The organism is Rhizobium sp. BK619 (assembly GCF_014195245.1).
In the GTDB taxonomy this organism is placed as follows: domain Bacteria; phylum Pseudomonadota; class Alphaproteobacteria; order Rhizobiales; family Rhizobiaceae; genus Rhizobium; species Rhizobium acidisoli.
Genome location: NZ_JACIBH010000005.1, coordinates 264,263 through 289,059, shown reverse-complemented (window position 1 = coordinate 289,059; position 24,797 = coordinate 264,263). Strand labels below are relative to the sequence as shown.

Genomic DNA, 24,797 nt, shown 5'->3' with positions numbered 1-24,797 from the left:
AGTGACACAATGGCCGGCAAGACGTCCAAGACCCAAGTGACGCTCACCGAGAAGACCGCCGCCAAGCGGGCCGCTGCAGAGCCGACCCTTCTCTCGGGCGGCAATCCGCAGATCGCCAAGGGTTACGGCGAAGCTCCGGTGCAGGCCTATATCGCCGCGATGCCGGGCTGGAAAAGTGACGTCGGGCGCCGCCTCGATGCACTGATCACGCGTATCGTGCCGAATGTGTATAAGGCAGTCAAATGGAACTCGCCCTTCTACGGCATCGAAGGGCAGGGCTGGTTCCTCGGCATTCATTGCTTCACGAAATACATCAAGGTGGCATTCTTCCGGGGTGCGTCGCTTCAGCCTCTGCCGCCCGGCCATTCCAAGCAGAAGGAAGTCCGCTATCTCGATATTCGCGAGGACGACGAAATCGATGAAGCCCAGCTTGCCGCCTGGGTGGAGCAGGCCAGCCAACTGCCCGGCGAACGGATGTAATCACCAATACCCCTCGCATGAGGGCGGGAGGAACTATGAAGAAAGCGACAGCAGCAATGAAGACGAGCGCTTCCGGGGACGCAAACGGGGGAGCCTCGCCGTCTCAACTGATCGACGCCAGGATCAAGGAACTCGGCGATTGGCGCGGCGAAATGCTCGCCCGGATCCGTGCGCTCATCAGGCAGGCCGAGCCCGAGGTGGTCGAGGAATGGAAGTGGCGAGGGGTTCCGGTGTGGGAGCGTTCCGGCATCATCTGCACCGGCGAGACCTACAAGAGCGCGGTGAAGCTGACCTTCGCCAAGGGCGCATCATTGCAGGACCCTTCAGGTCTCTTCAATTCCAGCCTCAACGGCAACACGCGGCGAGCCATCGATTTCCATGAGGGCGACGAGATCGACGAGGAGGCGTTGAAGGCGCTCTTTCGCGCCGCTGCGGCGTTGAATATGTCAGCAAAGGCTGCCGCCTCCCGGAAGAAATCAAGCGGCTAATGGATCGGGCTCGCCTCGCGCTCCAGAAAAAGTTCGAGATTGTCGAGACCGATTTGTGTGCCCTGGAGGCGTGCGCCGTTGTCGGCGTAGCCGTCGAGAAAGACCACCTGTTCAGTAAAGATCATCCTGGTGCCCTCGGGGTCGGCTTCGAAGGCGACGGTGGCGAGCGAGGCGGAAATGCGCCTTTCGCCGAGCTTCATCTCATAGGCATAGATAATGCGGGAATCAGGCACGATATCGATGTAATGGGCGTCAAAAGCATGTAAAAGCCCGTCGGTATCGGCGACATGGTTCCGCTCGGTACCGCCGGGACGGAAGTCGAGTCTGTATTCCAGCGGCGCCCATTCGCCATGGCAGGCGAACCATTGGCGCTTGGCCTCCGGTGTCGACCAGGCGCGGAAGACGCGGGCGACCGGCGCCTTCAGGCGCCGCTCGATGACGAGGGTGGTGTGTTCGGCGGATCGTGTCGTCATTCGGAAAAGGTCTCCGGTTCTTCGGCGAGATATTGATCCAGCCTGTCGAAGGTAGCGTTCCAGCGGCTCTTTCGCTGTTCCACCCAGCGCTCGACGGCGGCAAGCGCGTCCTGCTGCAGGCGGTAGGTTCGCACCCGGCCGGATTTTTCGGAGAGTACGAGGCCGCTTTCCTCCAGCACCTGCAGATGTTTCATCACCGTTGGCAGGGCAACCGCAAGCGGCGCGGCCAGCTCGGTGACAGAAGCCGGGCCGCGGCCGAGGCGGTCGATCATGCCGCGACGGCTGCGATCGGAAAGCGCGTGGAACATGCGATCGAGTCCCGCCTGGCCGTCGATCATCCCGCCGCATCCCGGAAGCGGCTGGGCAGCCTGTCATGGTAGGGATAGAACTTGAAATAGGGGCGGGCCTCTTCCAGCGCCCTTGCAAAGGATGGGCGGGCGAGTAGCCGGTCGTAATAGGCGCGAAGCTTCTGCTGCTCCTCTGAAAACGGGACCAGCGTCTCGGCGTAGAAGAGGGCGGGGGCGGCGGCGCAATCGGCCATGGTAAAGGCCTCGCCCGAGATCCATGAGCTCTCGGAGAGCTGTTTTTCGATCATCGCATAGGCGGTGGCAAGTGTCGCCTTGCAGGCGGCCACCTCCGTCTCGTCCTCCTTGCCCTCGGGGCGCCGGCGATTGCTGACGATGGTCTGCATCGGCGCCTGGACATAGTGGTCGAAGAAGCGATCCCAGAGGCGGACCTGCAGCGCACGGTCGATTTCCAGCGGCAGCAGGGAAACGGGGCCGGGATAATAATGATCGAGATATTCGATGATGATCGACGTTTCGGGAACCGTGCTGTCGCGCGCTTCGTCCCGCAGCAGCGGCATCTTGCCGATCGGCCAGAAGCGGAAAAGATCGGCGCGCGAGCCCTCGTCGGAGAGATCGACGAGGCGGTTTTCGAAGGGCGTGCCGTTTTCGTAAAGCGCGACCAACACTTTGTGGCAGAAGGAGGCGAGCGGATGCCCATAGAACACGAGCGACATGCGGCGACCTTTCCTGTTAGGTGGAAAACTTTACCGACCGACTAAGTATCAGGTCGGAAAGCAATGCGCAACAGATAGTTCGTCGATCGTGTAACTATTGCCTCAGCCGATATATCTGGCGATCACCAGATGGCCGGGCGTCGGCTGGCCGTCTTCCATGCGCACATTGATATCCGATATCTCGATGAGTTCGAAGCCGGTTGCCGCCAGACGTTCTTTCACATAGGCGTCGGCATGGGCGAAGCGCTGGTGCGGGCCGACCATGTAGGCGCGGCCGGCAAGGGTCTCCTCCGGCAGGGTTTCCGAGGAGAAGATGAACAGGCCGCCGGACGTCAGGTTCTCGGCGGCGCCGAAGAACAGCGGTTCGAGCGCGCCGAGATAGGGCAGCACGTCGGTGGCGGTGATGATGTCGAAGGCTTCCTCATCATTGTCGTCGAGGAAGTCCTCGACCTCGGCGACGAAGAGCGTCTCGTAGAGATCCTTCTCATGGGCGACCTCGACCATCTTCTCCGAAAGGTCGAGGCCGGTCATATCGGCGCAGAGGTCGCGCAGCGCGCCGCCGGTGAGGCCCGTGCCGCAGCCGAGATCGAGCAGTCGCTTGAACGGCCCGAGCTTCAGCGCCTGCAGCCGCTGGCGCACCAGCATCGGCACGTGATAACCGAGCTGCTCGACGAGCACGTCTTCGAAAACCTCGGCATGCTGGTCGAACAGGGTCTCGACATAGGCGTCCGGCGCCCTGACCGGCGTCTCGCCCCGGCCCATCGCGGCGATGCGCACGGCTGCACCGCCATGATCGTCGGGATCAATCGCCAGGACTTCCTCATAGGCTGCAACGGCCGCGTCGACATCGCCGGCCTTTTCCAGCGCCAGAGCGCGGTTATAAGCCTCGCCAAGGGCTTCTTCGTCGATCTTCTTTGCCATAGCAGTCCGCCGTCCTTTTGTTTCACGCATGCGTCTAAGGCGGCTTTCGATGTTTTGCAATGGCGTGGCTGTGGGCGCAGAATGGCCAAAAACAAGACGAAGGGAGGAAAAGTCATGAAATCGGAGCAAGAAAGGGTGTCATCGGTATTGGAAGGAGAGGCTGCGCGGGCGTTACTGCTGCCTGGTACGCCGGGCGAGATTACCAATACGCTCAGCCATTATTACCGCGGCGAACTCGGACGGATGACGAGCTGGCGCGACCGCATCGACCGGACGTCGAACTGGGCAATCACCGTGGTGGCGGCGCTGCTTTCGGTGTCGCTGTCGACGCCGACCTCGCATCACGGCGTTCTGCTGTTCGGGATGATGCTGGTGACGCTGCTTCTGATCATCGAGGCGCGGCGCTACCGCTTCTTCGACATCTACCGCGCCCGCATCCGCCAGATCGAGCGCAGCTATTTTGCGCAGATCCTGGCGCCGGAGGCGGGGGCCGGGAGAGAATGGGCCGCGGTGGTTGCCAGCAGCTTGCGCAAACCGCGTTTCCTGCTCAGCTATCGGGACGCGATGCACCGCCGGCTCAGACGCAATTACGTCTGGATGTATTCCATCCTGTTTCTTGCCTGGTGCCTGAAAATCTCGACGCCGAAGTTGCAGACGGAGGGCATGCCGGCGCTGCAGGCGCAATCCTGGACCTATGTCATCGACAATGCCGTGCTGGGGCCTATTCCCGGCCTTGCGGTCATCGTCATCGTCGCCGTCTTCTACCTCGGCATCCTCTGTTTTGCGCTCAGCCCGGTCCGCGACCAAGGCGAATTCGGCCATGGCGAGGCACATGTCTGATTCTGCGCAAGCCGGATCAGTGCAGGATGAACTCTCCCTTCAGCGCCCGCCACTCGGTCGCGGAGATCAGCTTGCGGTGGATGTAGCGCACCGAATGCAGCGGTCCGTCGAGCTTTTCTTCCCAGAATTTCAGGAAGCCGCGCATTTCGGGGAAATCGGGGGCGAGATCATATTCCTGCCAGACATAAGTCTGCAGAATCGCCGGATGATCCGGCAGGTGGTAGAGGATCTGGGCGGTCGTCAGGCCATAGCCCTGCAGTTGTTTTTCCATGTCCTTGTGCATCGTGTTCACTTCTTCTCGTTCCCACTCGCGCGCTTATTAGCGCTACGTGATATGGAAACATGCGAGTGGTTAACGGAAGCTTTACAGATACTTCATAAAAGGACAATTTATTTTTGATATCAACGACTTGGCAGCATCGCGCCGAGAGTGCTGCCAGGCCGGAACCGCACGCGTCAACGCTTGAGATGCCGGGTCAGGCGGCGCTCGATCCAGGCCCAGAGATGGCGCAGTGCCTCGACGATGACGAGGTAGAAGATCGCTGCCCAGAGATAGGTCTGGTAGTCGAAGGTGCGGGAGAAGGCATAGCGGGTCTCGCCCATCAGGTCGAGCACGGTGATGATGGCGACGACCGCCGAGCCCTTGATTAGCAGGATGATCTCGTTGCCGTAAGGGCGAAGCGCGACGATGAGGGCCTGCGGCAGAACGATCTTGCGGAAGGCGATGAACTTGTGGATGCCGAGGGCCGCGGCTGCCTCGTGCTGGCCGTGCGGTACGCTTTCGATAGCGCCGCGCAGGATTTCCGCCTGGTAGGCCGCGGTATTGATGGTCATGGCAAAAAGGCCGCAATACCAGGCTTCGCGGAAGAACCACCAGATGCCGACGGCCTCAAGCTGCGGCCGGAATACGCCAAGGCCGTAATAGACCAGGAACAGTTGGGCCAGCAGCGGTGTGCCGCGGAAGAAATAGATATAGCCGTAAGCGAGCGCATTCAGCACCCGGTTCTTCGACATGCGCGCCGCGGCAAGCGGCAGCGACAGAACTGCGCCGCAGATGACGGAAATGAAAACGAGGCTGAGCGTGACCCCGAGACCGTGGAGATAGCGCGGTCCGTAGCGGGTGAATTTTTCCGGATCCCAGCCGTTGACGACGGAGATCACCAGCAGCGCGCCGAATACAGCCCAGGCGGCGACGAAAATATAGCCGGCCATACGCGCCGGCGTCATCGGCTTCATCACTTCGCGAGGTGCGGGTTGCGGCGGGATCAGCGTTTCGGCGTAGCTCATCGGCGGATCTCCGAACGCTTGGCCCAGCGCTCGACATAGACGAGCAGAAAGGAGGAGAGAATGGCCAGCACCAGATAAAGGCAGCAGGCCAGGCCATAAAAGAAGAAGGGTTCCTTGGTGACCCGCACGGCGACGCTCGTCTGGCGCAGGATATCGGCAAGGCTGATGATCGAGACGTAAGAGGTGTCCTTCAGGAGCACCATCCAGAGGTTCGTCAGGCCCGGCAAGGCGATGCGCACCAGCTGCGGCAGGATGATCAGACGCAGCGTGCGGCCGTGATGCAGGCCAAGCGAGTCGCCGGCCTCATATTGCCCCTTGGGAATGGCGCGAAAGGCCGAGAGCAGCACTTCCGAACAGTAGGCTGAAAAAACCACCGAAAGCGCGATGACGCCGGCGAGGAAGGCATTGATCTCGACCGGAGGTCCGTCATAACCGACGAAGGTCAGCAGAGACTGGATCAGCATCTGCATGCCGTAATAGATGATGAAGAGCGTCAGGAGCTCCGGCAGGCCGCGGAAGATGGTCGTGTAGATGCCGGCCGCCAGCCGCAGCGATTTTTCTTCCGACTGCTGGCCGAGCGCCACCAGGAAGCCGATGGCGAGGCCGATCGGCAGGGTGACGATCGCCACGGAAACGGTGACCTCTAGGCCAAGTGCAATCTCGTCGCCCCAGCCGGTATCGCCACAGGCAAGGATCGTCGACTGACCCAGCCAGGTGAAGATGCCGACGGGTCCGCACAGCGGATCCAGAATGTGCACAAGTGCGCTCCAGAAGGAGCCGAGCGCGGAAAATAATCCGCCCATGCGTGAATTCCCCTCACGGCTTTTGCCGTTTTGATCTTGCCATCTTTGTCAAACAAAAATGGCGGAAGAGCAAGCCTTCCGCCATTACCTTGACTGGCCAGATAGCGAATTTCTTATTCGCCGTAAACGTCGAAGTCGAAGTACTTGTCCTGGATCTTCTTGTATTCACCGCTGGCGCGGATCGCAGCGATTGCCGTGTTCAGCTTTTCCTTGAGCGGATCGCCTTTACGGATGGCAATGCCTGCGCCGTTGCCGTTGATTTCCTTGTCGACCGGCAGGGTGGTCAGGATCTTGCAGCAGGCGCCGGCGTCGGATTTGACCCATTCGGAGAGAACGACGACGTCGTCGATGACGGCGTCGACACGGCCGCTGGAGACGTCGAGCTTGTATTCGTCAGCCGTCGGATAGAGCTTCAGTTCGGTGTCGGCCAGGTGCTTCTCGGCGTAGTTGGCGTGCGTTGTCGAGGTCTGTGCGCCGATCACCTTGCCTTTGAGGCCGGCAACGTCGGTGATTTTCGAATCCTTCGGCACGGCGATGGCCGGCGGGGTGTTGTAGTACTTGTTGGAGAAGTCGACGAGCTTCAGGCGCTCCGGCGTGATCGACATGGAGGAAACGATCATGTCGAACTTCTTGGCGTTGAGCGCCGGGATGATGCCGTCCCAGTCGGTGCTGACGAAGGAGCATTCAGCCTTCATCTCGGCACAAAGCGCCTTCGTGATGTCGATGTCGAAGCCCTGGATCGTGCCGCTGGCGTCGACGAACTCGAAGGGCGGATAGGTCGAATCGGTGCCGATCACATACTTCTCGCCATCGGCCATGGCCGAGCCGGCGAAAAGGGACATCGCCGCGATCGAGGCTGCCGCGAAAATACGGGTGGAGATATGCATGAGGATCCTCTCTGTTGGTAGCCGCCGCTCTTTTTCTCGCGGGCTGACGGCTGCAGTTCAACGGTCCGAGACCGCCTTGCGGCGATAATCAGACTTTTTTTCATGGAATTGCAACACAAATCCCATCGCAATTGGGCGGTGCAAATAGCAGTCGAGATGAACGTCGGCAGACTGCAACATTCACGCGAGGTTAATCTGCAGCTTCCTAGAACCGGAACAAATCGGCGGTTCGGCAATTGCCATTTCGCCGTTTCGCCTCATTGCGACGCTAGGGGCGGAAGCAGGGCCTATCGGCCTTCAGGAAGCTCAAACAGGATCGAGGAAACCCGATGGGCATGAAATCAAGATTGTTCGCAAGCGCGGCTTTTCCGTTGCTTTCACTCTCGCTGGCATTCCAGCCGGCATCGGCAATGGCTGCCGTGCGCGACGCCGCGACGCAGGCACAGGCCGTGCGGCAAGTCGAACAAGGCAGTTTCGAAGTGGCGCAGGACGCGCCTCAGGATGCGCCTTCCGATGAGGAATTGCTGAAGAAGAAGCGCAAGCAGAAGGAAGAGGCTCCGGCCGAAAAGGCACCGGCCGCCGAGCAGCCGAAGGAGGCGCCCGCCGAAAAGCCGAAGGCCGAGCGCAAGGAGGCACCGGCGCCCGAACCCAAGGCGCCTGAACCCAAGGCAGAGCCGGAACCGCCGAAGGCCGAAGCGCCGAAGGAAAAACCCGCGCCGCAGGCCGAAAGCAAACCCGAGCGGAAGGCCAAGCCGGAGGCCGCGCCGCAGCAGGAGCAGCCGGTAACGCAGGAGAAGCCGAGGAAGCCGAAGAAGCAGGCCGAGCCGGAGGCTCAGCCGCAGCCCGAACAGCAGCCGGCGGCAAAGGAAGCGCAGCCGGAGACGGAGCAGGCGCAGCCGGAAGCCAAGCCGGAAGGCGGCAAGCGCGCCAAAGGGCAGGACAAGGCCCAGGGCAAGGATAAAGGCAAGGGCAAAGCCGAGACTGCGGCTCCCGAAGCCGTGACGCCGGCCGAGGAGCAGGCCAAACCCGAAGTCAAGCCGGAGGCAAAACCCGCCGCCGAAGCACCGGCAGAGAAGAAGCCGGCAAAGGGCGAAGCCGCAGCACCTGCGGAGAAGCCGACCGAAGGCAAGGCAACTGTAGATAAGGCAACTGAAGGCAAGGCGACCGAAGATAAAGCGGCGGCACCAGAAGCCGTACCCGCCGAAAAGCCGAAGGACGGCACCGCCGCCAAGCCTGCCGGCGAACAGCCCGCCGGCGCGCAGCCGGCCGCGCCGGCGACCGACACTGCTCAGCCGCTGCCGGATGCCAGCGGCGGCAAGCAGGTCGAGCAGGCCATTCCGGCGCCGGAAAAGGCCTCGCCCGAAGAGCTGGAGCGCCGCAAGAAGATTGCCGCGGATCCTGCCAAGAGCAACGAAACCGTCGTGCTGCCGGTCGAAAACGGTGCCGCCGTGCTCGACAGCGACAAGGATGCCGACCGCAGCAAGGGCCGCGAAGGCCGCCGCGACCGCGACAAGATGCGCGCCGAGACCCAGGAGGTGAAGGTGCCGACCTCGGATGCCGATGCGCAGGCCGCCAGCGGCGCCAAGGCGGCGCCGACGATCAAGCTTGAAGCGGTGACCAGCGAGAAGGGTAGAAAGCTCGATGCGCGGCCGCAATTCGTCCGTCCCGACGGTGCGCGCGTCGACGATAGCACCGACGACAATCGTGTGATCATCCAGTACGACAATCGGGTGATCGTGCGTGGCGACGACGACAGGCGGTTCCTGCGCGACGGCGAACGGCCGAGCTACGAGGAGCTGTCGGGTGATCGCTACCGCGAGACGATCACGCGGCCGGAGGGTTACCGCATCGTGACAATCCGCAACCGCTACGGCGACATCATTCAACGGTCGCGCGTCGACGCCCGCGGGCGCGAGCATGTGCTCTATTATTCGCAGGACCTCTACGACGATCCGGACCGCGACTATTTCGAGGATCCGGGTGCCGACCTGCCGCCGATGCGGCTGCGCGTACCGCTCAACGATTACATCATCGATACTCGCAGTGACCCGGACCGGGATTATTACGAGTTCCTGAGCGAGCCGCCCGTCGAGCCGGTGGAGCGTGTCTACTCGCTTGACGAGGTGAAGTATTCGGCCCGTATCCGCGACAAGGTGCGCCGCATCGACCTCGACACGATCACCTTCGCGACCGGCAGCGCCGATATTCCGATGACGCAGGCGCGCACGCTGCGCAAGGTTGCCGACGCGATCAGCCAAGTGCTGAAAAAGGATCCGAGTGAAACCTTCCTGATTGAGGGTCATACGGATGCCGTCGGAACCGATCAGAGCAACCTGGTCCTCTCCGACCAGCGGGCGGAATCGGTCGCGAACGTGCTCTCCGACGTCTACGGCATCCCGCCGGAGAACTTGGCGACTCAGGGCTATGGCGAGCAATATCTGAAGGTCAATACGTCAGGCCCTGAACAGGAAAACCGCCGCGTCACCGTCCGCCGCGTGACGGCGCTGGTTCGGCCGGTGGCTGCCAACCAGTAAATATCGTTGCCCCTCTCCATTGTGGGGAGGGGCTTTATGGCCTTTTCCTTCTTCTCAGCGGGGCGAAGGACGGGATCCGCGAGTTGGATGAGGGCGGCCGTCGATGATCTGCTGCCCCCATCCCGCCGGTTCTACTCGCCGGCTTTCCTGGCCGCCTTTTCGATGATGTCGGCGACCTTCTCTGCTTGGGACGCGAAGACGGCGTGGCTTGCCTTGATCTCGGTCACGTCGCTGCCGGCCCGTTTTGCCATGTCGCGTTCCAGTTCGGGGTTGATGGCGCGATCCTCCGTAGCGACGATCGACCAGCTCGGTTTTGTCCGCCATGCCGGCTCGGCGATTTTGGCGGAGAACGCCTGCTTCGAGGCGAAGACCTGTGATCTTGCCAGGAAGTCGGCTTCGGCTTGCGGCAGGTCGGCGGCGAAATCCGCGGCGAAGGCTGCGGGGTCAAGATAGAGATACTTGCCGTCCTTGGTTTCCTTGATATCCATGCTGCCGGCGGGCTTGGAGCTGGCGAGGCTCAGCAGGCTTTCGCCCTTGTCGGGCTGGAAGGCCGCGACATAGACGAGGCCTGCGACATTGGGGGCGTTGCCGGCTTCGGTAATGACCATGCCGCCATAGCTGTGGCCGACGAGCAGGCTCGGTCCGTCCTGGAGGTCGAGAACCCGCTTCGTCGCCGCCACATCGTCGTCGAGCGAGGTGATGGGTTCCTGGACGATGGTGACGTTGAAGCCGCGTTTCTGGAGAATCTCCGTCGCCTTGCGCCATCCTGAGCCGTCGGCGAGCGCGCCGTGGACGATTACGATGTTCTTCACCGCCGCAGCCTCTGCTGCGAAGGCGATGGCGGTGGTGGCGAAGGCAAGGGCTGCGGTGAAGAGAAGACGTCGGTTCATGGGTATCACTCCTTTGGTCGTTGTCGAGGATCGGAATTAATCAGTCTGCGGGTCAGCCGAAGGTGAAGGCGTAGGCCTGCACCCCGGGATCGAGGAAGCGGATCTGGAAGTTGCGGGCGCCGACCGTGCCGGACTGGCGCACCAGCTGGTAAAGCCTAGTCGCCGTCACCGTGCCGTTGCCGTCGGCATCGATGTCTGAGCCGTGATCCGGTCCCGGCGCCTTGCCGTCGACCGTCACCTGGAAGCGGATCGGTTTGCCGTCCGTGCCCGGGCCGAGAACAAGATGCAGGTCGCGGGCGCTGAAGCGATAGGTGATACCGCCACCGGCCTGATCAAGCCTCGCCTGATCCTTGCCGACAGTCCAGGTTCCGGACAGACCCCAGCCGTTGAGGCCGGGTTCTGCGATCGAATACTCATGCGGCGCGTCGGCCTGCAGTCCTTCGGGCGAGGCAAAATTCGCCGCCTGTTCGTAGCCGAGATAGGTTTCGCCGGAGCGGATATTGCCAAGGTCCGGAGAGGCTTCCACGCCCTTGGCATCCGGTGCGACCGGCGCACTTGACGTCATCTGGCTGCCGGCTTCGCGCAGCAGGTCCTGAATGGCTTTTTCGGTCCTGCCATAGTTGCCTTCGCCGAAATGGTGGTAGCGGATCTGGCCCTCGGCATCGATGAGATAGCCGGCCGGCCAGTAGCTGTTTTCGAAGGCGCGCCAGATTTTGTAGTCATTGTCGATCGCGACGGGATAGCCGATCTCGAAATCGCCGACCGCCTTCTTGACGTTGTCGAGCTTCTTCTCGAAGGCGAATTCCGGGGCGTGGACGCCGATCACCACGAGGCCCTGATCAGCGTATTTTTCCGCCCAGGCTTTGACATAGGGGATCGTGCGAATGCAGTTGATGCAGGAATAGGTCCAGAAGTCGACGAGCACCACTTTGCCCCGCAGCTGCTCGGTGGCCAGAGGCTTGGAGTTCAGCCATTCGACGGCGCCGTCGAGCGAAGGCGCATACCCTTCGACCGGCAGATCGCTGCGAAAGGGCTTCTTGGCGTCTGCGATCATCACGCCGTTGCTGGCGACCTCGGCGGGGGCGCCGGCTGCGGGCTTGGCATGCAACCTGTCGAGCACTGCCTGTTCCAGTGATGCGGTGCTCGCATAGGAAAGCCGCGACAGCAGGCTGGTGTCGAGGCCGAGGGCGATGACGGCGACACCCGCGAGTACCGCAGCACCGAGACCCTGGCGAATCCGGTCGCCGAGGCCGAGCGAGCGTTTCATCGCGGCGAATATCCTGCCGCCGACAAGCAGGGCGACCGCGAGCGAGGTTGCAGCACCGGCGGCATAGGCGGCGAGCAGGAAGGTGGTCTGCAGGTTAGCGCCCTGCAGGGCGGCACCTGTGAGAACAAGGCCGAGGATCGGCCCGGCACAGGGCGCCCAGAGCAGGCCGGTAGCGACGCCGAGGATGAGGGCGCTCTTCACCGTCGGCGCAGCGCGTCCACCGCCGTTGGCGTTCAGGAGATTGTTGCCGAGATCGACGATCGGCCGGGCGAGGGTGCTGGCGAAGCGCGGCGAAAGCAGGCTGGCGCCGAAGAGCGCCAGCAGGACGATCGCGGCAAGACGGCCATATTCATTGGCGCGGATGGCCCAGCTGCCGCCGACCGCGGCCAGTGTCGCGACGAGAGCGAAGGTGGCGGCCATGCCCGCCAGCATCGGCAGCGTGCTGCGGACGAAGGGCTGCCCGGCACGGGCGAAGACGAAGGGGAGGATCGGCAGGATGCACGGGCTGAGGATCGTCAGCGCACCTCCGAGATAGGCAATGATCAGCAGTGTCATCATCGTTTCCTTTGAAACCGATTGATCGGGCTCTGGACGGCGATGGGCCTGAACCAGCAACGGCGAGGATATGGCCGGGCGGACGTATCCCGGATGTGTCGGGTTTCGCCGGAAAATGTACCGAAGTGTTGCTGATGGGCGATCGCGATACAGAGCGACACAAACCGGCGTCGCAGATACCGCGAGCGATGAAAACGGCGCGATTGTATCGGAATGTATCCTGGCGGCCGGAAGCTACATCAGCATTCAATAATGATTGCTCATGACATATCGCTGATACAAGTGGAACGTCTTTTGAGGACGTGATTCATTCGACAGGAGAGACCGATGTCAGAGCAAATCAACCATCACCGCCGCCGCTTCTTCGGCATGACGGCAATCGCCCTTGCGGCCGTCGAATTCGGCGTGGCCGGGACAGCCGTCGCCCAGTCGGCGCTGCCCGCCGTAAAGGCCGGAACCAATACGTCTTTCGAAGCGCTGAAGCAGGTGAAGGCGGGCGTGCTCGATATTGGTTATGCCGAGGCCGGCAGCGCGGATGGTCCCGTTGTTCTGCTGCTGCATGGCTGGCCCTACGATATTTATAGTTTCGTCGATGTTGCGCCGCTGCTGGCCTCGGCGGGTTACAGGGTGATCGTCCCCTATCTGCGTGGTTACGGCACGACCCGCTTCCTGGACGACCAGACACCGCGCAACGGTCAGCCGTCGGCGCTGGCTGCCGATATGATCGCGCTGCTCGATGCGCTCGATATCGAGAAGGCAGTGATTGCCGGCTATGACTGGGGCGGGAGGACGGCCAACATTATGGCGGCGCTATGGCCGGAGCGCTGCAAGGCGATGGTCTCGGTGAGCGGCTACCTGATCGGCAGCCAGGAGGCTAATTTGAAGCCGCTGCCGCCGAAGGCGGAACTGGCCTGGTGGTATCAGTTCTATTTTGCAACCGAACGTGGGCGGCTGGGTTACGAGAGCAATACGCATGATTTCGCAAAGCTCATCTGGCAGACGGCTTCGCCGAAGTGGAATTTCGACGATGCGACTTTCGACAGGTCGGCGGCTGCCTTCGACAATCCCGACCATGTCGCGATCGTCATTCACAATTATCGCTGGCGCCTGGGGCTTGTCGAAGGCGAGGCCAAGTACGATGCCTATGAGAAGACGCTTGCCGCATTGCCGATGATCTCCGTGCCGACGATCACCATGGAGGGGGATGCAAACGGTGCGCCGCATCCGGAGCCATCCGCCTATGCCGGAAAATTCTCCGGCAAATACGAGCATCGCACGATTAATGGCGGCATAGGCCACAACCTGCCGCAGGAAGCGCCGCAGGCCTTTGCGCAGGCGGTCATCGACGTCGACCGCTTCTGATCGATGAGACCGGCCGCAGAGCCTCGTTGCCTGGGCCGGCGGAATATGCGTAGGTCGCGTCAGCCGCCTCGATATCGAGGAGGAGGACGCGGCCGCTTCTATCGGTAAGGGAACAGGAACATATGGATCATGTCGATCACATCCTGGTCGTCGACGACGATCGCGAAATCCGCGAGCTGGTTTCGGGCTATCTGCAGAAGAACGGCCTGAGGACCAGCACTGCCGCGGACGGGCGCCAGATGCGCAGCTTTCTCGAAGCCAATGCCGTCGACCTGATCGTGCTCGACGTGATGATGCCGGGTGACGACGGGCTGGTGCTGTGCCGCGAACTGCGCGCCGGCCGGCACAAGGCGATCCCGATCCTGATGCTGACGGCCCGCACCGACGAAATGGACAGGATCCTCGGGCTGGAAATGGGCGCCGACGACTATCTCGCCAAGCCCTTTGCCGCGCGCGAGTTGCTGGCCCGGATCAAGGCGGTGCTGAGGCGCACGCGCATGCTGCCGCCTAACCTGCAGATCAGCGAGGCCGGACAGTTACTGAGCTTCGGCGACTGGCGGCTCGATACGGTCGCCCGGCATCTTCTCGACACGGAGGGGACCGCGATTGCACTCAGCGGCGCCGAGTACCGGCTGCTTCGCGTCTTCATCGATCACCCGCAGCGGGTGCTCAATCGCGACCAGCTTCTGAGCCTGACGCAGGGCCGCGATGCCGATCTCTTCGATCGTTCGATCGATCTCCTGGTCAGCCGCCTGCGGCAGCGGCTGCGGGACGATGCGCGTGAACCGACCTACATCAAGACGGTGCGCAGCGAAGGCTATGTATTTTCGGTTCCGGTCGAAATCACGGAGCTGCGCCAATGAGGGCGATCCCCTGGTTCTCGGGTTTGATGTGGCCGAGGACGTTGCGGTCGCGGATCTTCCTCATCCTGCTCATCGGTCTCGCCCTTGCCTACGGGCTGTCCTTCAGCGTGCTCTATATGGAGCGCACCATGTCGGCCAAGGCGGTGATGCTCGGCACGCTGGAGAATGACGTCGCAACGTCGATCGCCGTTCTCGACCGGCTTCCACCAGGCGAGCGCGGCGTTCTCCTCGACCGGCTGAGCCGCGGCAATTACCGCTTCGTGCTCGGGACCGGCCTTCCAGGCGTGCCCGACACGTCAAGCAAGGGGGCGGAGGTATCAGGCAAGATCGAGGAGGCGATCGGACATCGCTTTCCGATCAGCATCGAACGGATTCCAGGTGAGGTGAACCGATTGCAGGCGCATCTGACGCTGAGCGATGGAAGCCCGCTGACGATCGACGTCACGCCGAAGGGCGTCATGCCGATCGCCGCATGGCTGCCCTATGTCTTCGTCATCCAGATGCTGCTGCTCATCTCCTGCACCTGGTTTGCGGTTCGCCAGGCAATCCGGCCGCTCGGTGCGCTTGCTGCCGCAGCCGATGCCCTCGACCCCAACAAGGACGGTCCCGCTTTGAGCGAGGCCGGTCCGAGCGAGGTTGCGCATGCGGTGAGGGCATTCAATGCGATGCGGGAGCGGATCGCCCATTACCTCGAAGAGCGTGTACAGATACTGGCGGCCATCTCGCACGATCTGCAGACGCCGATCACCCGCATGCGGCTGCGCGCCGATATGGCGGAGGATTCGCCTGAAAAGGACAAGCTGGTGCATGATCTCGGGGAGATCCAGCGCCTCGTCCAGGACGGTATAGCCTATGCGCGCAGCGCCCACGGCAGCGGCGAGAAGAATGCCCGCATCGATCTCGCCTCATTCATCGACAGCATATCCTACGACTATCAGGACACCGGAAAGGCGGTGACGGTCGTCGGGCTGGTTCAGGGCGCCGCCTTGACCAAGCCACACGCTCTTCGCCGCATCCTGTCGAACTTCATCGACAATGCGTTGAAGTTTGCGGGTGCCGCCGAAATCAGCGTCGAGCACAACGCGGAAAACAATGTCGTCATCACCGTGATGGATCGGGGGCCTGGTATCCCTGACGATATGCTCGAAGCCGCCATGCAGCCCTTCTTCCGGCTGGAGCAATCCCGCAACCGGGAGACCGGCGGCACCGGTCTTGGTCTTGCGATCGCCCAGCAGCTGACGGCCAAGATCGGCGGTTCGCTCCGGCTCTACAATCGCGCCGGCGGCGGACTGGCGGCGGAAGTCACCCTTCGGTGATGATGGGGATCGCCGGAAAATTTCCGGCGATTTGTATGGGACCATGTCCTGGATGCCGGATGCTACGTTTTGTGACATTTCGGCCGATTTCGGAAACATGCCGGATATATCACCCGATCAAACCACACTCCGTTCAACCCGATCGCCTGAGGCGATCCGATCGCGAATAGCGAGCCAGACAAGGAGTGTTTCCATGACCAAGATCGACAAGGTTCTTTATACCGGCAAGACCCGCACCACCGGCGGGCGCGACGGCGCTTCGCAGAGCGACGACGGAGAGCTCAATATCAAGCTCTCGCCTCCCGGCAGCGCGCGGCCGGGCACCAATCCCGAACAGCTTTTCGCCGCCGGCTGGTCGGCCTGCTTCATCGGCGCGATCGGCATTGCCGCAGGCAAGCTGAAGGTCAGGCTTCCCACGGAGACCGCGGTGAATGCCGAGGTCGACCTCGGAACGACCGACGGCGGCTATTTCCTGCAGGCACGCCTTAAGGTCAGCCTGCCCGGCATCGAAGTGGATGTCGCGAAGGCGCTGGTGGATGAGGCGCACCGGACCTGCCCCTATTCAAAGGCCACGCGCGGCAATATCGATGTCGAATTGATCGTTGTCTGACGGATAACGACCGATCGGCCTCGCCGATGGAGGATTTGATGCGATTGGTGATCATCTGCATTCTGGGCGCGACGGTCTTCGCCGCGCCCTGCATTTACGACGTAAGCTCGCGGGAGCCTTCGCCGCTCGCCGGCCTTGTGACGGCGGCGTCCACGGTTTCCTCTTCAGGCCATCAGGGAGAAAGACAGTGAAACTTTATCAGAACGAAATTTCCTCGGCGACCTCAAGAGTCCGGATCGCGCTTGCGCTGAAGGGGCTGACGGCCGAGGCGCTGCCGGTCACCATTCTCGGCGAAGAGGCCGAGAGCCGGCAGGCCGGATATCGCAGCGTCAATCCGCAAGGGCTGGTGCCGGCCTTGCTGACGGATGACGGCGTTCTCATCACCCAGTCGCTGGTGATCGTCGAATATCTCGACGAGATCCAGCCGCAACCGTCGCTGCTGCCGGAGACGGCAGAGGGCAGGGCGCTGGCGCGGTCGATCGCGCTGGCGATCGCAGCCGAGATCCATGCGCTGCTGCCGCCGCGGATCGGCCTGCATCTCAAAGCGGCCTTCCAGGCCGATGCCGATGCCGTTGCGGCCTGGAGCCGCCATTGGGTCGGTGAGGGAATGGCCGCTGTGGAGACGATGATTGCCGACCGCCGGCAGGGCGCCTTCGCCGTCGGCGGCCGGCCTGGTCTTGCCGATATCTTTCTCTTCCCGCAGGCGATCAGCGCCCGGCGCATGGGCTTCGATCTCGCCCGGTGGCCCAATATTGCGGAGATTGTCGGCAGGCTCGAGACGATCCCGGCTTTCGAGGAGAACGCGCCGGCGCCGAGACGGTGATGCGATCAATGAAGAGCGGCCGCACATGATGGCGGCCGCTTCTGTTCTCAGCGGTTGACCCTTGCCTGCAGATGCGCGGGATATCGATCGCCTTCCACCTTGATGGTGGCGAGCGCGCTTTCGATATTGCCGAGATCCTCTGCCGTCAGTTCGACCTCGGCGGCCCGGATATTCTCCTCCAGGCGATGCAGCTTGGTGGTGCCGGGGATCGGCACGATCCAAGGTTTTTGCGCCAGCAGCCAGGCGAGCGCCACTTGGGCGGAGGTCGCCTGCTTGCGTGCGGCGATCTCCGCGAGGAGCTCGACGAGTGCCTGGTTGGCCTTTCGCGCTTCTGGTGAAAAGCGCGGCACGATGTTGCGGAAGTCCTTGCTGTCGAAGCTGGTCGTCTCGTTAATCGCGCCGGCCAGGAAGCCCTTGCCGAGCGGGCTGAACGGCACGAAGCCGATGCCGAGTTCTTCGAGCACCGGCAGGATATCCTGCTCGGGCTCGCGCCACCAGAGCGAATATTCGCTCTGCAGCGCCGCCACCGGCTGAACGGCATGGGCGCGGCGGATCGTCTTGGCGCCGGCTTCCGAGAGGCCGAAATGCTTCACCTTGCCTTCTGAAATCAGCGCCTTGACCGTGCCAGCGACGTCCTCGATCGGAACATCCGGATCGACGCGATGCTGGTAGAACAGATCGATGACATCGGTCTTCAAGCGCTTCAACGCCTGGTCGGCAACTGCCCGGATCTGCTCGGGCCGGCTGTTCATGCCACTCTGGCCGCCATTGGCATCGAGGTTGAAGCCGAATTTGGTTGCGATCACTACCTCGCTGCGAAAGGGAGCAAGTGCTTCTCCCAAAAGCTCTTCGTTTCTATAGGGGCCGTAGGCTTCCGCGGTGTCGAAGAAGGTCACGCCACGTTCGACCGCCTGCCGGATCAGCGCGACGGCTTCCCGGATATCTGTCGCTGGGCCATATCCATAACTCAGCCCCATGCAGCCGAGACCGATGGCCGAGACTTCGAGACCGCTCTTTCCGAGCTCACGCTTTTGCATCGCCGTTTCCTTTCAAAGCTTGGTATTGACTGTCGGTGACATGTTCCATCCAGTCGACGACCTTGCCGTCGAGCTGTTCCTGGATGGCGATATGGGTCATTGCCGTCGTCGGCGATGCGCCGTGCCAATGGCGCTCACCGGGGGAGAACCAGACGACGTCGCCGGCGCGGATCTCCTCCACAGGCCCAGCTTCGCGCTGCACGCGGCCGCAGCCGGATGTGACGATCAGCGTCTGGCCGAGCGGATGGGTGTGCCAGGCGGTTCGGGCGCCGGGCTCGAAAGTGACGCTGGCGCCAGCCGCGCGGGCCGGGTCGGTCACCTGAAAGAGAGGATCGATGCGGACCGTGCCGGTGAACCAGTCTGCCGGTCCTTTGGCCGAAGGCTGCGAGCCGCTTCGCTTGATTTCCATGATCGTTCTTTCCTGTCGGAGAGTTGGGGGCGTTCGTCCGCGCGCGGCGGATGTCTTCGTCCTCAGATGACAGGATATTTAGCGCGTGCCTTTGGCCGTGATTAGATGGTAGTTCTGGCACGGACTTATGAGAAAGTTTCATAAATGCCGCGTCCTGCCGTCAATGACCTGATCGCCTTCCTTGCCGTTGCCCGTGCAAAAAACTTCACGAAGGCGGCGGCGAAGCTCGGTGTGTCGCAATCGGCGCTCAGCCATACGATCCGCGGGCTCGAGGAGCGGCTTGGATTGCGATTGCTGACGCGCACGACGCGCAGCGTCTCGCCGACGGAGGCGGGTGAACGCCTGCTTCTCACCATCGGCCCGCGGCTCGATGAGATCGAGACTGAGCTCGTCGCCTTGAGCGCGTTTCGGGAAAAGCCGGCCGGCAGCATTCGCATCAATGCCGGCGAGCATGCGGCGGATGCCATCCTCTGGCCCGGCTTGGAAAAGCTCCTGCCTGATTATCCCGATATCAATGTCGAGATCATCGTCGATTACGGGCTGACCGACATCGTCGCCGAACGCTACGATGCGGGTGTGCGGCTGGGGGAGCAGGTGGCCAAGGATATGATCGCGGTCCGCATCGGTCCCGACATGCGCATGGCTGTGGTCGGCGCTCCCGGCTATTTCGAAAGACGGACGAAGCCGCTGACGCCGCAGGATCTCACCGATCACAACTGCATCAATTTGCGCCTGCCGACTTATGGCGGCGTCTACGCCTGGGAGTTCGAGCGGGATGGGCGCGAGTTGAAGGTGCGTGTCGAGGGACAATTGATCTTCAACAATATTGCACTCAGGCTGAACGCGGCGCTCGCCGGGGCGGGGCTGGCGTATCTGCCTGAAGATGTCGTACAGGCGCATCTTGCCGAGGGACGGCTGGTGCGCGTGCTCGAAGACTGGTGCCCGGCGTTTCCGGGCTATCATCTCTACTATCCGAGCCGCCGGCACGCCTCGGCGGCCTTCGTCCTCGTCGTCGATGCGCTTCGCTATCGAGAATAGCGGCCGATATTCCCAGATCGCGTCAACGAGCGGGCATCCACGCCAGCACTTGTTAAAACACTCCGGCAGACACTTGGCTGGAGTGAAAACATGCTGCGCCGGCGATTTGACATTCCATCATTCGCCACTAATTCACACCTGAAACTGAAGGAAACAATGAATGAATACTGCACTGCCTGCCACGAAAGCCCGGACCGGAGTGTCTGGTTTGGACACAATTCTGGCGGGGGGACTTTCCACGGGCCACGTCTTTCTGCTGGAGGGAAATCCGGGGGCGGGGAAGACCACGATTGCGTTGCAGTTCCTGATTGAAGGTGCGCGGCTCGGCGAACGGGGACTCTATATCACCCTTTCGGAGACCGAAAGCGAACTGCGCGCCGGGGCCGCCTCACACGGAATGGTGATCGACGGCAATATCGAGGTGTTCGAGGTCGTGCCTCCGGAAAGTCTGCTGGACGCCGAGCAGCAGCAGAGTTTGCTTTACTCGTCGGATCTCGAACTCGGAGAGACCACCAAGGAAATTTTCGCAGCTTTCGAGCGGATCAGGCCGAGCCGGGTCGTTCTCGACAGCCTGTCCGAAATAAGGCTGCTCGCGCAAAGCTCGCTACGCTACCGCCGGCAGATCCTTGCGCTCAAACATTATTTTGCCCGACAAGGTGCAACCGTCCTTCTGCTCGACGATCTGACATCTGACACCCTCGACAAGACGGTGCATAGCGTCGTGCACGGAGTCATTCATCTCGACGAGCTGGCCCCGAGTTACGGCGCCGAACGCCGACGCTTGAGGGTGACGAAATATCGCGGACAGGCTTTCCGCGGCGGATACCATGATTTCACCATCCAAACCGGTGGTGTCGTCGTGTTTCCGCGCCTCGTCGCCGCCGAACACAGATCGAGTTATGTCCGCGACCAGCTTGCCAGCGGCATTGCCGGGCTGGACCTGCTTCTGGGCGGCGGGCTTGAAAGAGGGTCGAGTACGCTGATCCTCGGTCCTGCCGGCACAGGCAAGAGCACCTTTTCTTTTCAATTTGTGATGGCGGCCGTCGCACGCGGCGAAAAGGTGGCGGTTTTTATTTTTGACGAAGAGCTCGGCTTGTTGTTCACACGCCTGAAACAGCTCGGCATGGATATCGAGGCTCTGAGGGATGAAGGTTTGGTGCACATCGAGCAGCTTGATGCCGCCGAGCTGTCACCCGGTGAATTTGCCCATCGCGTCTGTACTTCTGTCGACAGATCGGGGGCGAAGACCGTGATTATCGACAGCATCAACGGCTACCAGGCTTCAATGCCGGACGAGAATTCGTTGATCTTGCATATGCACGAACTGCTGCAATATCTGAACAGGCAAGGAGCCAACACCTTTCTCACCGTTGCCCAGCACGGACTGGTCGGTGACATGAAGGCGCCCGTCGACGTCACCTATCTCGCCGATACCGTCATTCTGCTGCGCTACTTCGAAGCTGCGGGAAAGGTGCGGCGGGCGGTCTCGGTGATCAAGAAGAGGACCGGCTTCCACGAGGACACGATACGAGAGTATCGTATCGATGCGACCGGCTTGCGGTTCGGAGATCCTCTCGTCGGGTTCCAGGGGGTGCTCCGCGGGGTTCCCGAATTCATCGCAGCATCCGCGCCGCTTTTGCCAACTGACAACAAGGACGGCGGCAATTCCTAATTTCCCGAACCCGAAGGCCCTGATCTACGCACCGGCCGGACGCGACGCACAGGTCGCCGCATCATTGACCGATCAGACCGGATTACCTTCGATAGCTGTTGCCGATCTGAGGCAGTTCGCCGCGTCACTCGATGAGGAAATCGCGGTCGGCGTCCTGACCGAAGAGGCCGTCCGCGGAAATGACCTCAGACCGATTGCTGCCTGGGTTGCCGCCCAACCGAGTTGGTCCGACCTGCCATTCATCGTCCTGACCCAGCGCGGCGGGGGACCTGAACGAAACCCTGCCGCCGCCAAGCTTTCCGAAATCCTTGGCAATGTGACCTTTCTAGAGAGGCCCTTCCATGCGACGTCCTTCATCAGCGTTGCGCGGACTGCATTAAGGGGGCGCCTGCGCCAGTATGAAGCGCGCGCCCGGCTGGAGGCTTTAGGCGAGGGAGAGCGGCGGTTGCAGACAGCACTTGCGGCCGGCCGTCTCGGGGCGTGGGAGCTGGAACTATCCTCGATGGTCTTGTCTGCGTCGGCGACCTGCAAAGCTGTCTTCGGTCGAGAGCCGGACGTTGAGGTGACGCGTGATGATCTGATCGCCAGCATCCACCCTGACGATCGCGACCTTGTGCTGGCACGCCTTCGCCAGACGATCGATACGGGACGCGATTATTCGATCGAGCATAGAACGATCTGGCCGGATGGATCAGAGCATTGGACCGAGGTTCATGCCCAGCTTTATGCCGACAGATATGGTTCTGCCCGGAAGCTTGTCGGGGTCTGCTCCGATACCACTGTTCGCAAGACCATCGAGGAGAATCTGAGACGGCTCAACGAGAATCTCGAGGAGCGCGTCAGGGAACGGACGAGGGAAGTCAACGCCGCCCACCAGACCTTGCTTGAAGAGGTTGCTCAGCGGGAGAGAGCCGAAGAGCAGCTCCGCCAATCCCAGAAAATGGAAGCGATAGGTCAACTCACGGGCGGCGTTGCCCACGACTTCAACAATCTGTTGATGGTGGTTCTCGGAAATCTGGAGCTGCTCGGCAAACATTTTGCCGGAGATGGCAAGGCGATGCGGCTGGTCGACGGGGCGCTTCAGGGCGCGCGCCGAGGGGCGGCGCTGACACAGCGTTTGCTTGCCTTTGCCAGGCAGCAGGATCTGCAGGTCAAGCCCGTCGATCTGGCCGATCTGGTCTCCGGGATGAACGACCTGCTGCGGCGCTCGGTCGGATCCTCGATCAGTATTGACACCACCTTGCCGGCGAAATTGCCGCCGGCGCTGGTCGATGCGAACCAGCTCGAACTGGCGCTGCTCAACCTTGCGGTCAATGCCCGCGATGCGATGCCGGATGGCGGAATGTTGTCGATTTCGCTACGCGAGGAGCAGGTTGTCGGCAATGACGGCGATCTCGGTGAGGGAGCCTATCTCGTGTTGGCGGTGGCCGACAGCGGTACGGGCATGGATGCCGAGACGCTGAAGAAGGCCGTCGATCCGTTTTTCTCGACCAAGGAACTCGGAAAGGGTACTGGCCTCGGCCTTTCGATGATCCATGGACTTTCCGTTCAGCTCAATGGCGCGCTTGTTCTGACAAGCGAACTTGGCGTAGGGACGACCGCCGAATTGTGGCTTCCGGCGACCGAACAGCGCGCCGAGCGGCCGGCTGAGGCTGTGCTCTCCGCACCGCAGGCTGCATCCCGGCTGAAGATCCTTCTGGTCGATGACGATGCTTTGATCGCCATGAGTTCGGTCGACATGCTCGAAGATCTCGGCCACGAGGTCGTCGAGGCAAATTCCGGCGCGCAGGCGCTCGAGCTGATCGGGCGCGGCCGGCATTTCGATCTGATGATCACCGACTATTCGATGCCCGGCATGACCGGCGCACAGCTCGCCGAGGCGGCGCGGGCCATTCATCCGTCCCTGCCGATCGTGTTGGCAACGGGCTATGCCGATCTTCCCGCCGGCACCGACATCGATCTACCGAGACTGGCGAAACCCTATAACCAGGACCAGCTTGCCAGGGAAATCGCTAAGGCGGTGGCAGGCGAAGCAGATCCGCCTCTCAGGTTCGATAGCCGGATAAGCGGCTCAGGGGCGGGGCGTCCCGAGACCGACGATGCCGGCGATGAAATCGGCGATGGCGCCTGTGTCGTCTAGATCGAAGACCGGCAGGGCCGTATCCGTCACGGCGTGGTCGGCGGCGATGGCGCAGATATGGGGATCGCTCGGCGCCAGCGGCTGGCGATTGGCGGCCTCCAGGCGGCGGGCCTCGATCTTCGGGATCGGCTCGCGCTTGTAGCCTTCGATCAGCACGAGATCGCAGGGGGCAAGGCGCGCAAGGATCTCCTCGAATTCAGGTTCGGGCGCGCCGCGCAGCTCATGCATGATGGCGTAGCGGGTGCCGGAGACGATGGTGACCTCATGGGCGCCGGCCTCGCGGTGGCGGTAGCTGTCGGCGCCGACCTTGTCGATATCGAAATCATGATGGGCGTGCTTGATCGTCGAGATCCTGTAGCCGCGGCGGGTGAACTCCGTCACCAACCGAACGGCGAGCCCCGTCTTGCCCGAGTTCTTCCAGCCGGCGATGCCGAAGATTTTGGGTGCGGTCATGCGCGAAGGGCCTCCAGCCAGCGTTCGGCTTCGACGAGATCATCCGGCGTATTGATGTTGAAGAAAGGATCTAGCAGGCTGGCGCGCGTCGGATGCAGCGGAAACGAAACTTCCGTAACGTCATGCCGCAACAGGAAGTCGCGCACGCGGCGCTTTTCGTCGCTGACGATCCAGGCTTCGAGGTCGGCGGCGAGTGTCACCGGCCAGAGACCAAAGACGGGATGGCTGCGGCCTTCGGAGGCGGCGATGGCGATCTGCGACGGGCGCTCGAGCGCTGCCGCCAGCCGGGCGACGAGATCGGCCGGGAAGAACGGGCAATCCACCGAGACGGTGACGACATGGGTGATCCCAGGAAGGCCGGCAGCATAGACCATCGCCGCATGGATGCCGGCCAATGGCCCGGCCTTGCCGCGAAAACGGTCGGGGATCACCGGCACATCCTCGGCGGCGGCATCGGCATTGACGGCAACGGGAAGGACTTGCTGCGAGAGTCGGGTCAGCACATGGCGGAGCAGGCTTTCGGCCCCGAGCATTGCGCCCGCCTTGTCGCGGCCCATGCGCTGCGAGCGGCCTCCGGCCAGTACGACGCCTGCTATTTCGGATCTGCCGATAGAGAATTCAGTCATCA

27 protein-coding genes are annotated in these 24,797 nt (G+C 62.1%); 13 read left to right on the top strand and 14 right to left on the bottom strand.

The window, feature by feature from the left end:
* Positions 1-9 precede the first annotated feature (9 nt).
* Positions 10-480: a DUF1801 domain-containing protein gene (locus FHX14_RS11690; protein ID WP_012557915.1), complete on the top strand. Its 471-nt coding sequence runs from the start codon at positions 10-12 to the stop codon at positions 478-480.
* Between the two features lie 35 nt (positions 481-515).
* Positions 516-968: a DUF1801 domain-containing protein gene (locus FHX14_RS11685; RefSeq protein WP_184377196.1), complete on the top strand. Its 453-nt coding sequence runs from the start codon at positions 516-518 to the stop codon at positions 966-968.
* On the opposite strand, the gene FHX14_RS11680 is transcribed toward FHX14_RS11685, so the two are convergent.
* The 4 genes from FHX14_RS11680 to FHX14_RS11665 all read right to left on the bottom strand — a co-directional run bounded on the left by FHX14_RS11680 (position 965) and on the right by FHX14_RS11665 (position 3,383).
* Positions 965-1,441 carry an SRPBCC family protein gene (locus tag FHX14_RS11680; protein WP_012557913.1) on the bottom strand — a complete coding sequence of 159 codons (477 nt, stop codon included), beginning with the start codon at positions 1,439-1,441 and terminating at the stop codon, positions 965-967. The genes FHX14_RS11685 and FHX14_RS11680 overlap by 4 nt on opposite strands.
* On the bottom strand, positions 1,438-1,779 hold the full coding sequence (locus FHX14_RS11675) for a metalloregulator ArsR/SmtB family transcription factor (RefSeq protein WP_003594106.1): 342 nt from the start codon (positions 1,777-1,779) through the stop codon (positions 1,438-1,440). The genes FHX14_RS11680 and FHX14_RS11675 overlap by 4 nt, the downstream gene beginning before the upstream one ends.
* The gene (locus FHX14_RS11670; protein WP_184377195.1) at positions 1,776-2,462 is read right to left on the bottom strand and encodes a glutathione S-transferase family protein; all 687 of its coding nucleotides are present in this window, start codon (positions 2,460-2,462) and stop codon (positions 1,776-1,778) included. Before FHX14_RS11670 ends, FHX14_RS11675 begins: the two co-directional genes overlap by 4 nt.
* Before the next feature lie 102 nt (positions 2,463-2,564).
* Positions 2,565-3,383 carry a methyltransferase domain-containing protein gene (locus FHX14_RS11665; protein ID WP_003594108.1) on the bottom strand — a complete coding sequence of 273 codons (819 nt, stop codon included), beginning with the start codon at positions 3,381-3,383 and terminating at the stop codon, positions 2,565-2,567.
* Between the two features lie 114 nt (positions 3,384-3,497).
* Between FHX14_RS11665 and FHX14_RS11660 the strand changes: the two genes are divergently transcribed.
* Positions 3,498-4,223, top strand: coding sequence for a DUF2270 domain-containing protein (locus tag FHX14_RS11660; protein WP_003594109.1), 726 nt, complete (start codon positions 3,498-3,500; stop codon positions 4,221-4,223).
* A 16-nt stretch (positions 4,224-4,239) separates the two neighbouring features.
* Here FHX14_RS11660 and FHX14_RS11655 read toward each other — a convergent pair whose 3' ends face one another.
* The 4 genes from FHX14_RS11655 to FHX14_RS11640 form a co-directional block, all read right to left on the bottom strand.
* Complete coding sequence (locus FHX14_RS11655) at positions 4,240-4,506, bottom strand: usg protein (RefSeq protein WP_003594110.1); 267 nt, start codon at positions 4,504-4,506, stop codon at positions 4,240-4,242.
* A gap of 173 nt (positions 4,507-4,679) precedes the next feature.
* Positions 4,680-5,510, bottom strand: coding sequence for an ABC transporter permease (locus FHX14_RS11650; protein ID WP_003594111.1), 831 nt, complete (start codon positions 5,508-5,510; stop codon positions 4,680-4,682).
* Entirely contained in the window at positions 5,507-6,313 is an 807-nt protein-coding gene (locus tag FHX14_RS11645; RefSeq protein ID WP_003594112.1) for an ABC transporter permease, read from the bottom strand. Before FHX14_RS11645 ends, FHX14_RS11650 begins: the two co-directional genes overlap by 4 nt.
* Before the next feature lie 113 nt (positions 6,314-6,426).
* Positions 6,427-7,200, bottom strand: a complete 774-nt coding sequence (locus FHX14_RS11640) for a transporter substrate-binding domain-containing protein (protein ID WP_003569151.1) — start codon at positions 7,198-7,200, stop codon at positions 6,427-6,429.
* A gap of 329 nt (positions 7,201-7,529) precedes the next feature.
* On the opposite strand from FHX14_RS11640, the gene FHX14_RS11635 reads away from it, so the two are divergent.
* Positions 7,530-9,734, top strand: coding sequence for an OmpA family protein (locus FHX14_RS11635; RefSeq protein WP_184377194.1), 2,205 nt, complete (start codon positions 7,530-7,532; stop codon positions 9,732-9,734).
* Positions 9,735-9,865: 131 nt separating this feature from the next.
* Here FHX14_RS11635 and FHX14_RS11630 read toward each other — a convergent pair whose 3' ends face one another.
* Entirely contained in the window at positions 9,866-10,624 is a 759-nt protein-coding gene (locus tag FHX14_RS11630) for an alpha/beta hydrolase (RefSeq protein WP_184377193.1), read from the bottom strand.
* 52 nt (positions 10,625-10,676) lie between these two features.
* Positions 10,677-12,446 (bottom strand): cytochrome c biogenesis protein DipZ, encoded by a 1,770-nt coding sequence (locus FHX14_RS11625; RefSeq protein WP_184377192.1) that lies wholly within the window; start codon positions 12,444-12,446, stop codon positions 10,677-10,679.
* Between the two features lie 327 nt (positions 12,447-12,773).
* Between FHX14_RS11625 and FHX14_RS11620 the strand changes: the two genes are divergently transcribed.
* The 6 genes from FHX14_RS11620 to maiA all read left to right on the top strand — a co-directional run bounded on the left by FHX14_RS11620 (position 12,774) and on the right by maiA (position 17,420).
* Positions 12,774-13,808, top strand: coding sequence for an alpha/beta hydrolase (locus FHX14_RS11620; RefSeq protein ID WP_012557907.1), 1,035 nt, complete (start codon positions 12,774-12,776; stop codon positions 13,806-13,808).
* 122 nt (positions 13,809-13,930) lie between these two features.
* Entirely contained in the window at positions 13,931-14,671 is a 741-nt protein-coding gene (locus FHX14_RS11615) for a response regulator (RefSeq protein WP_003594121.1), read from the top strand.
* Entirely contained in the window at positions 14,668-15,987 is a 1,320-nt protein-coding gene (locus FHX14_RS11610) for a HAMP domain-containing sensor histidine kinase (protein WP_184377191.1), read from the top strand. Before FHX14_RS11615 ends, FHX14_RS11610 begins: the two co-directional genes overlap by 4 nt.
* Before the next feature lie 193 nt (positions 15,988-16,180).
* Entirely contained in the window at positions 16,181-16,597 is a 417-nt protein-coding gene (locus tag FHX14_RS11605) for an organic hydroperoxide resistance protein (protein WP_012557904.1), read from the top strand.
* 38 nt (positions 16,598-16,635) lie between these two features.
* Positions 16,636-16,788, top strand: a complete 153-nt coding sequence (locus tag FHX14_RS11600) for a hypothetical protein (protein ID WP_003594126.1) — start codon at positions 16,636-16,638, stop codon at positions 16,786-16,788.
* Positions 16,785-17,420 (top strand): maleylacetoacetate isomerase, encoded by a 636-nt coding sequence (maiA, locus tag FHX14_RS11595; protein WP_184377190.1) that lies wholly within the window; start codon positions 16,785-16,787, stop codon positions 17,418-17,420. The genes FHX14_RS11600 and maiA overlap by 4 nt, the downstream gene beginning before the upstream one ends.
* A 47-nt stretch (positions 17,421-17,467) precedes the next feature.
* Here maiA and FHX14_RS11590 read toward each other — a convergent pair whose 3' ends face one another.
* Together FHX14_RS11590 and FHX14_RS11585 are read right to left on the bottom strand one after the other, a co-directional pair.
* Positions 17,468-18,457, bottom strand: coding sequence for an aldo/keto reductase (locus tag FHX14_RS11590; RefSeq protein ID WP_184377189.1), 990 nt, complete (start codon positions 18,455-18,457; stop codon positions 17,468-17,470).
* Positions 18,444-18,866 carry a cupin domain-containing protein gene (locus FHX14_RS11585; RefSeq protein WP_184377188.1) on the bottom strand — a complete coding sequence of 141 codons (423 nt, stop codon included), beginning with the start codon at positions 18,864-18,866 and terminating at the stop codon, positions 18,444-18,446. The genes FHX14_RS11590 and FHX14_RS11585 overlap by 14 nt, the downstream gene beginning before the upstream one ends.
* Before the next feature lie 144 nt (positions 18,867-19,010).
* Between FHX14_RS11585 and FHX14_RS11580 the strand changes: the two genes are divergently transcribed.
* The 3 genes from FHX14_RS11580 (at position 19,011) to FHX14_RS11570 (ending at position 23,716) form a co-directional block, all read left to right on the top strand.
* Positions 19,011-19,904 (top strand): LysR family transcriptional regulator, encoded by an 894-nt coding sequence (locus tag FHX14_RS11580; protein ID WP_003594149.1) that lies wholly within the window; start codon positions 19,011-19,013, stop codon positions 19,902-19,904.
* 160 nt (positions 19,905-20,064) lie between these two features.
* Positions 20,065-21,576 (top strand): ATPase domain-containing protein, encoded by a 1,512-nt coding sequence (locus tag FHX14_RS11575; RefSeq protein WP_012557899.1) that lies wholly within the window; start codon positions 20,065-20,067, stop codon positions 21,574-21,576.
* Positions 21,548-23,716: a response regulator gene (locus tag FHX14_RS11570; RefSeq protein WP_281414165.1), complete on the top strand. Its 2,169-nt coding sequence runs from the start codon at positions 21,548-21,550 to the stop codon at positions 23,714-23,716. Before FHX14_RS11575 ends, FHX14_RS11570 begins: the two co-directional genes overlap by 29 nt.
* On the opposite strand, the gene mobB is transcribed toward FHX14_RS11570, so the two are convergent.
* Together mobB and mobA are read right to left on the bottom strand one after the other, a co-directional pair.
* Positions 23,648-24,169 carry a molybdopterin-guanine dinucleotide biosynthesis protein B gene (gene mobB, locus FHX14_RS11565; protein WP_003594154.1) on the bottom strand — a complete coding sequence of 174 codons (522 nt, stop codon included), beginning with the start codon at positions 24,167-24,169 and terminating at the stop codon, positions 23,648-23,650. The two genes, FHX14_RS11570 and mobB, sit on opposite strands and share 69 nt — an antisense overlap.
* On the bottom strand, positions 24,166-24,795 hold the full coding sequence (gene mobA / locus FHX14_RS11560) for a molybdenum cofactor guanylyltransferase MobA (protein WP_003594155.1): 630 nt from the start codon (positions 24,793-24,795) through the stop codon (positions 24,166-24,168). Before mobA ends, mobB begins: the two co-directional genes overlap by 4 nt.
* Positions 24,796-24,797: the final 2 nt, after the last annotated feature.

Bases quoted from the DNA above. Each gene is read 5' to 3' on its own strand.
- FHX14_RS11630 (WP_184377193.1), bottom strand. From the start codon at position 10,624: ATGAACCGACGTCTTCTCTTCACCGCAGCCCTTGCCTTCGCCACCACC.
- FHX14_RS11655 (WP_003594110.1), bottom strand. From the start codon at position 4,506: ATGCACAAGGACATGGAAAAACAACTGCAGGGCTATGGCCTGACGACC.
- FHX14_RS11600 (WP_003594126.1), top strand. From the start codon at position 16,636: ATGCGATTGGTGATCATCTGCATTCTGGGCGCGACGGTCTTCGCCGCG.
- FHX14_RS11680 (WP_012557913.1), bottom strand. From the start codon at position 1,441: ATGACGACACGATCCGCCGAACACACCACCCTCGTCATCGAGCGGCGC.
- FHX14_RS11665 (WP_003594108.1), bottom strand. From the start codon at position 3,383: ATGGCAAAGAAGATCGACGAAGAAGCCCTTGGCGAGGCTTATAACCGC.
- FHX14_RS11580 (WP_003594149.1), top strand. From the start codon at position 19,011: ATGCCGCGTCCTGCCGTCAATGACCTGATCGCCTTCCTTGCCGTTGCC.
- FHX14_RS11650 (WP_003594111.1), bottom strand. From the start codon at position 5,510: ATGAGCTACGCCGAAACGCTGATCCCGCCGCAACCCGCACCTCGCGAA.
- mobA (WP_003594155.1), bottom strand. From the start codon at position 24,795: ATGACTGAATTCTCTATCGGCAGATCCGAAATAGCAGGCGTCGTACTG.
- FHX14_RS11685 (WP_184377196.1), top strand. From the start codon at position 516: ATGAAGAAAGCGACAGCAGCAATGAAGACGAGCGCTTCCGGGGACGCA.
- FHX14_RS11675 (WP_003594106.1), bottom strand. From the start codon at position 1,779: ATGATCGACGGCCAGGCGGGACTCGATCGCATGTTCCACGCGCTTTCC.
- FHX14_RS11585 (WP_184377188.1), bottom strand. From the start codon at position 18,866: ATGGAAATCAAGCGAAGCGGCTCGCAGCCTTCGGCCAAAGGACCGGCA.
- FHX14_RS11635 (WP_184377194.1), top strand. From the start codon at position 7,530: ATGGGCATGAAATCAAGATTGTTCGCAAGCGCGGCTTTTCCGTTGCTT.
- FHX14_RS11645 (WP_003594112.1), bottom strand. From the start codon at position 6,313: ATGGGCGGATTATTTTCCGCGCTCGGCTCCTTCTGGAGCGCACTTGTG.
- FHX14_RS11670 (WP_184377195.1), bottom strand. From the start codon at position 2,462: ATGTCGCTCGTGTTCTATGGGCATCCGCTCGCCTCCTTCTGCCACAAA.
- FHX14_RS11590 (WP_184377189.1), bottom strand. From the start codon at position 18,457: ATGCAAAAGCGTGAGCTCGGAAAGAGCGGTCTCGAAGTCTCGGCCATC.
- FHX14_RS11620 (WP_012557907.1), top strand. From the start codon at position 12,774: ATGTCAGAGCAAATCAACCATCACCGCCGCCGCTTCTTCGGCATGACG.
- FHX14_RS11625 (WP_184377192.1), bottom strand. From the start codon at position 12,446: ATGACACTGCTGATCATTGCCTATCTCGGAGGTGCGCTGACGATCCTC.
- FHX14_RS11640 (WP_003569151.1), bottom strand. From the start codon at position 7,200: ATGCATATCTCCACCCGTATTTTCGCGGCAGCCTCGATCGCGGCGATG.
- FHX14_RS11575 (WP_012557899.1), top strand. From the start codon at position 20,065: ATGAATACTGCACTGCCTGCCACGAAAGCCCGGACCGGAGTGTCTGGT.
- FHX14_RS11660 (WP_003594109.1), top strand. From the start codon at position 3,498: ATGAAATCGGAGCAAGAAAGGGTGTCATCGGTATTGGAAGGAGAGGCT.
- FHX14_RS11615 (WP_003594121.1), top strand. From the start codon at position 13,931: ATGGATCATGTCGATCACATCCTGGTCGTCGACGACGATCGCGAAATC.
- mobB (WP_003594154.1), bottom strand. From the start codon at position 24,169: ATGACCGCACCCAAAATCTTCGGCATCGCCGGCTGGAAGAACTCGGGC.
- FHX14_RS11610 (WP_184377191.1), top strand. From the start codon at position 14,668: ATGAGGGCGATCCCCTGGTTCTCGGGTTTGATGTGGCCGAGGACGTTG.
- FHX14_RS11605 (WP_012557904.1), top strand. From the start codon at position 16,181: ATGACCAAGATCGACAAGGTTCTTTATACCGGCAAGACCCGCACCACC.
- FHX14_RS11690 (WP_012557915.1), top strand. From the start codon at position 10: ATGGCCGGCAAGACGTCCAAGACCCAAGTGACGCTCACCGAGAAGACC.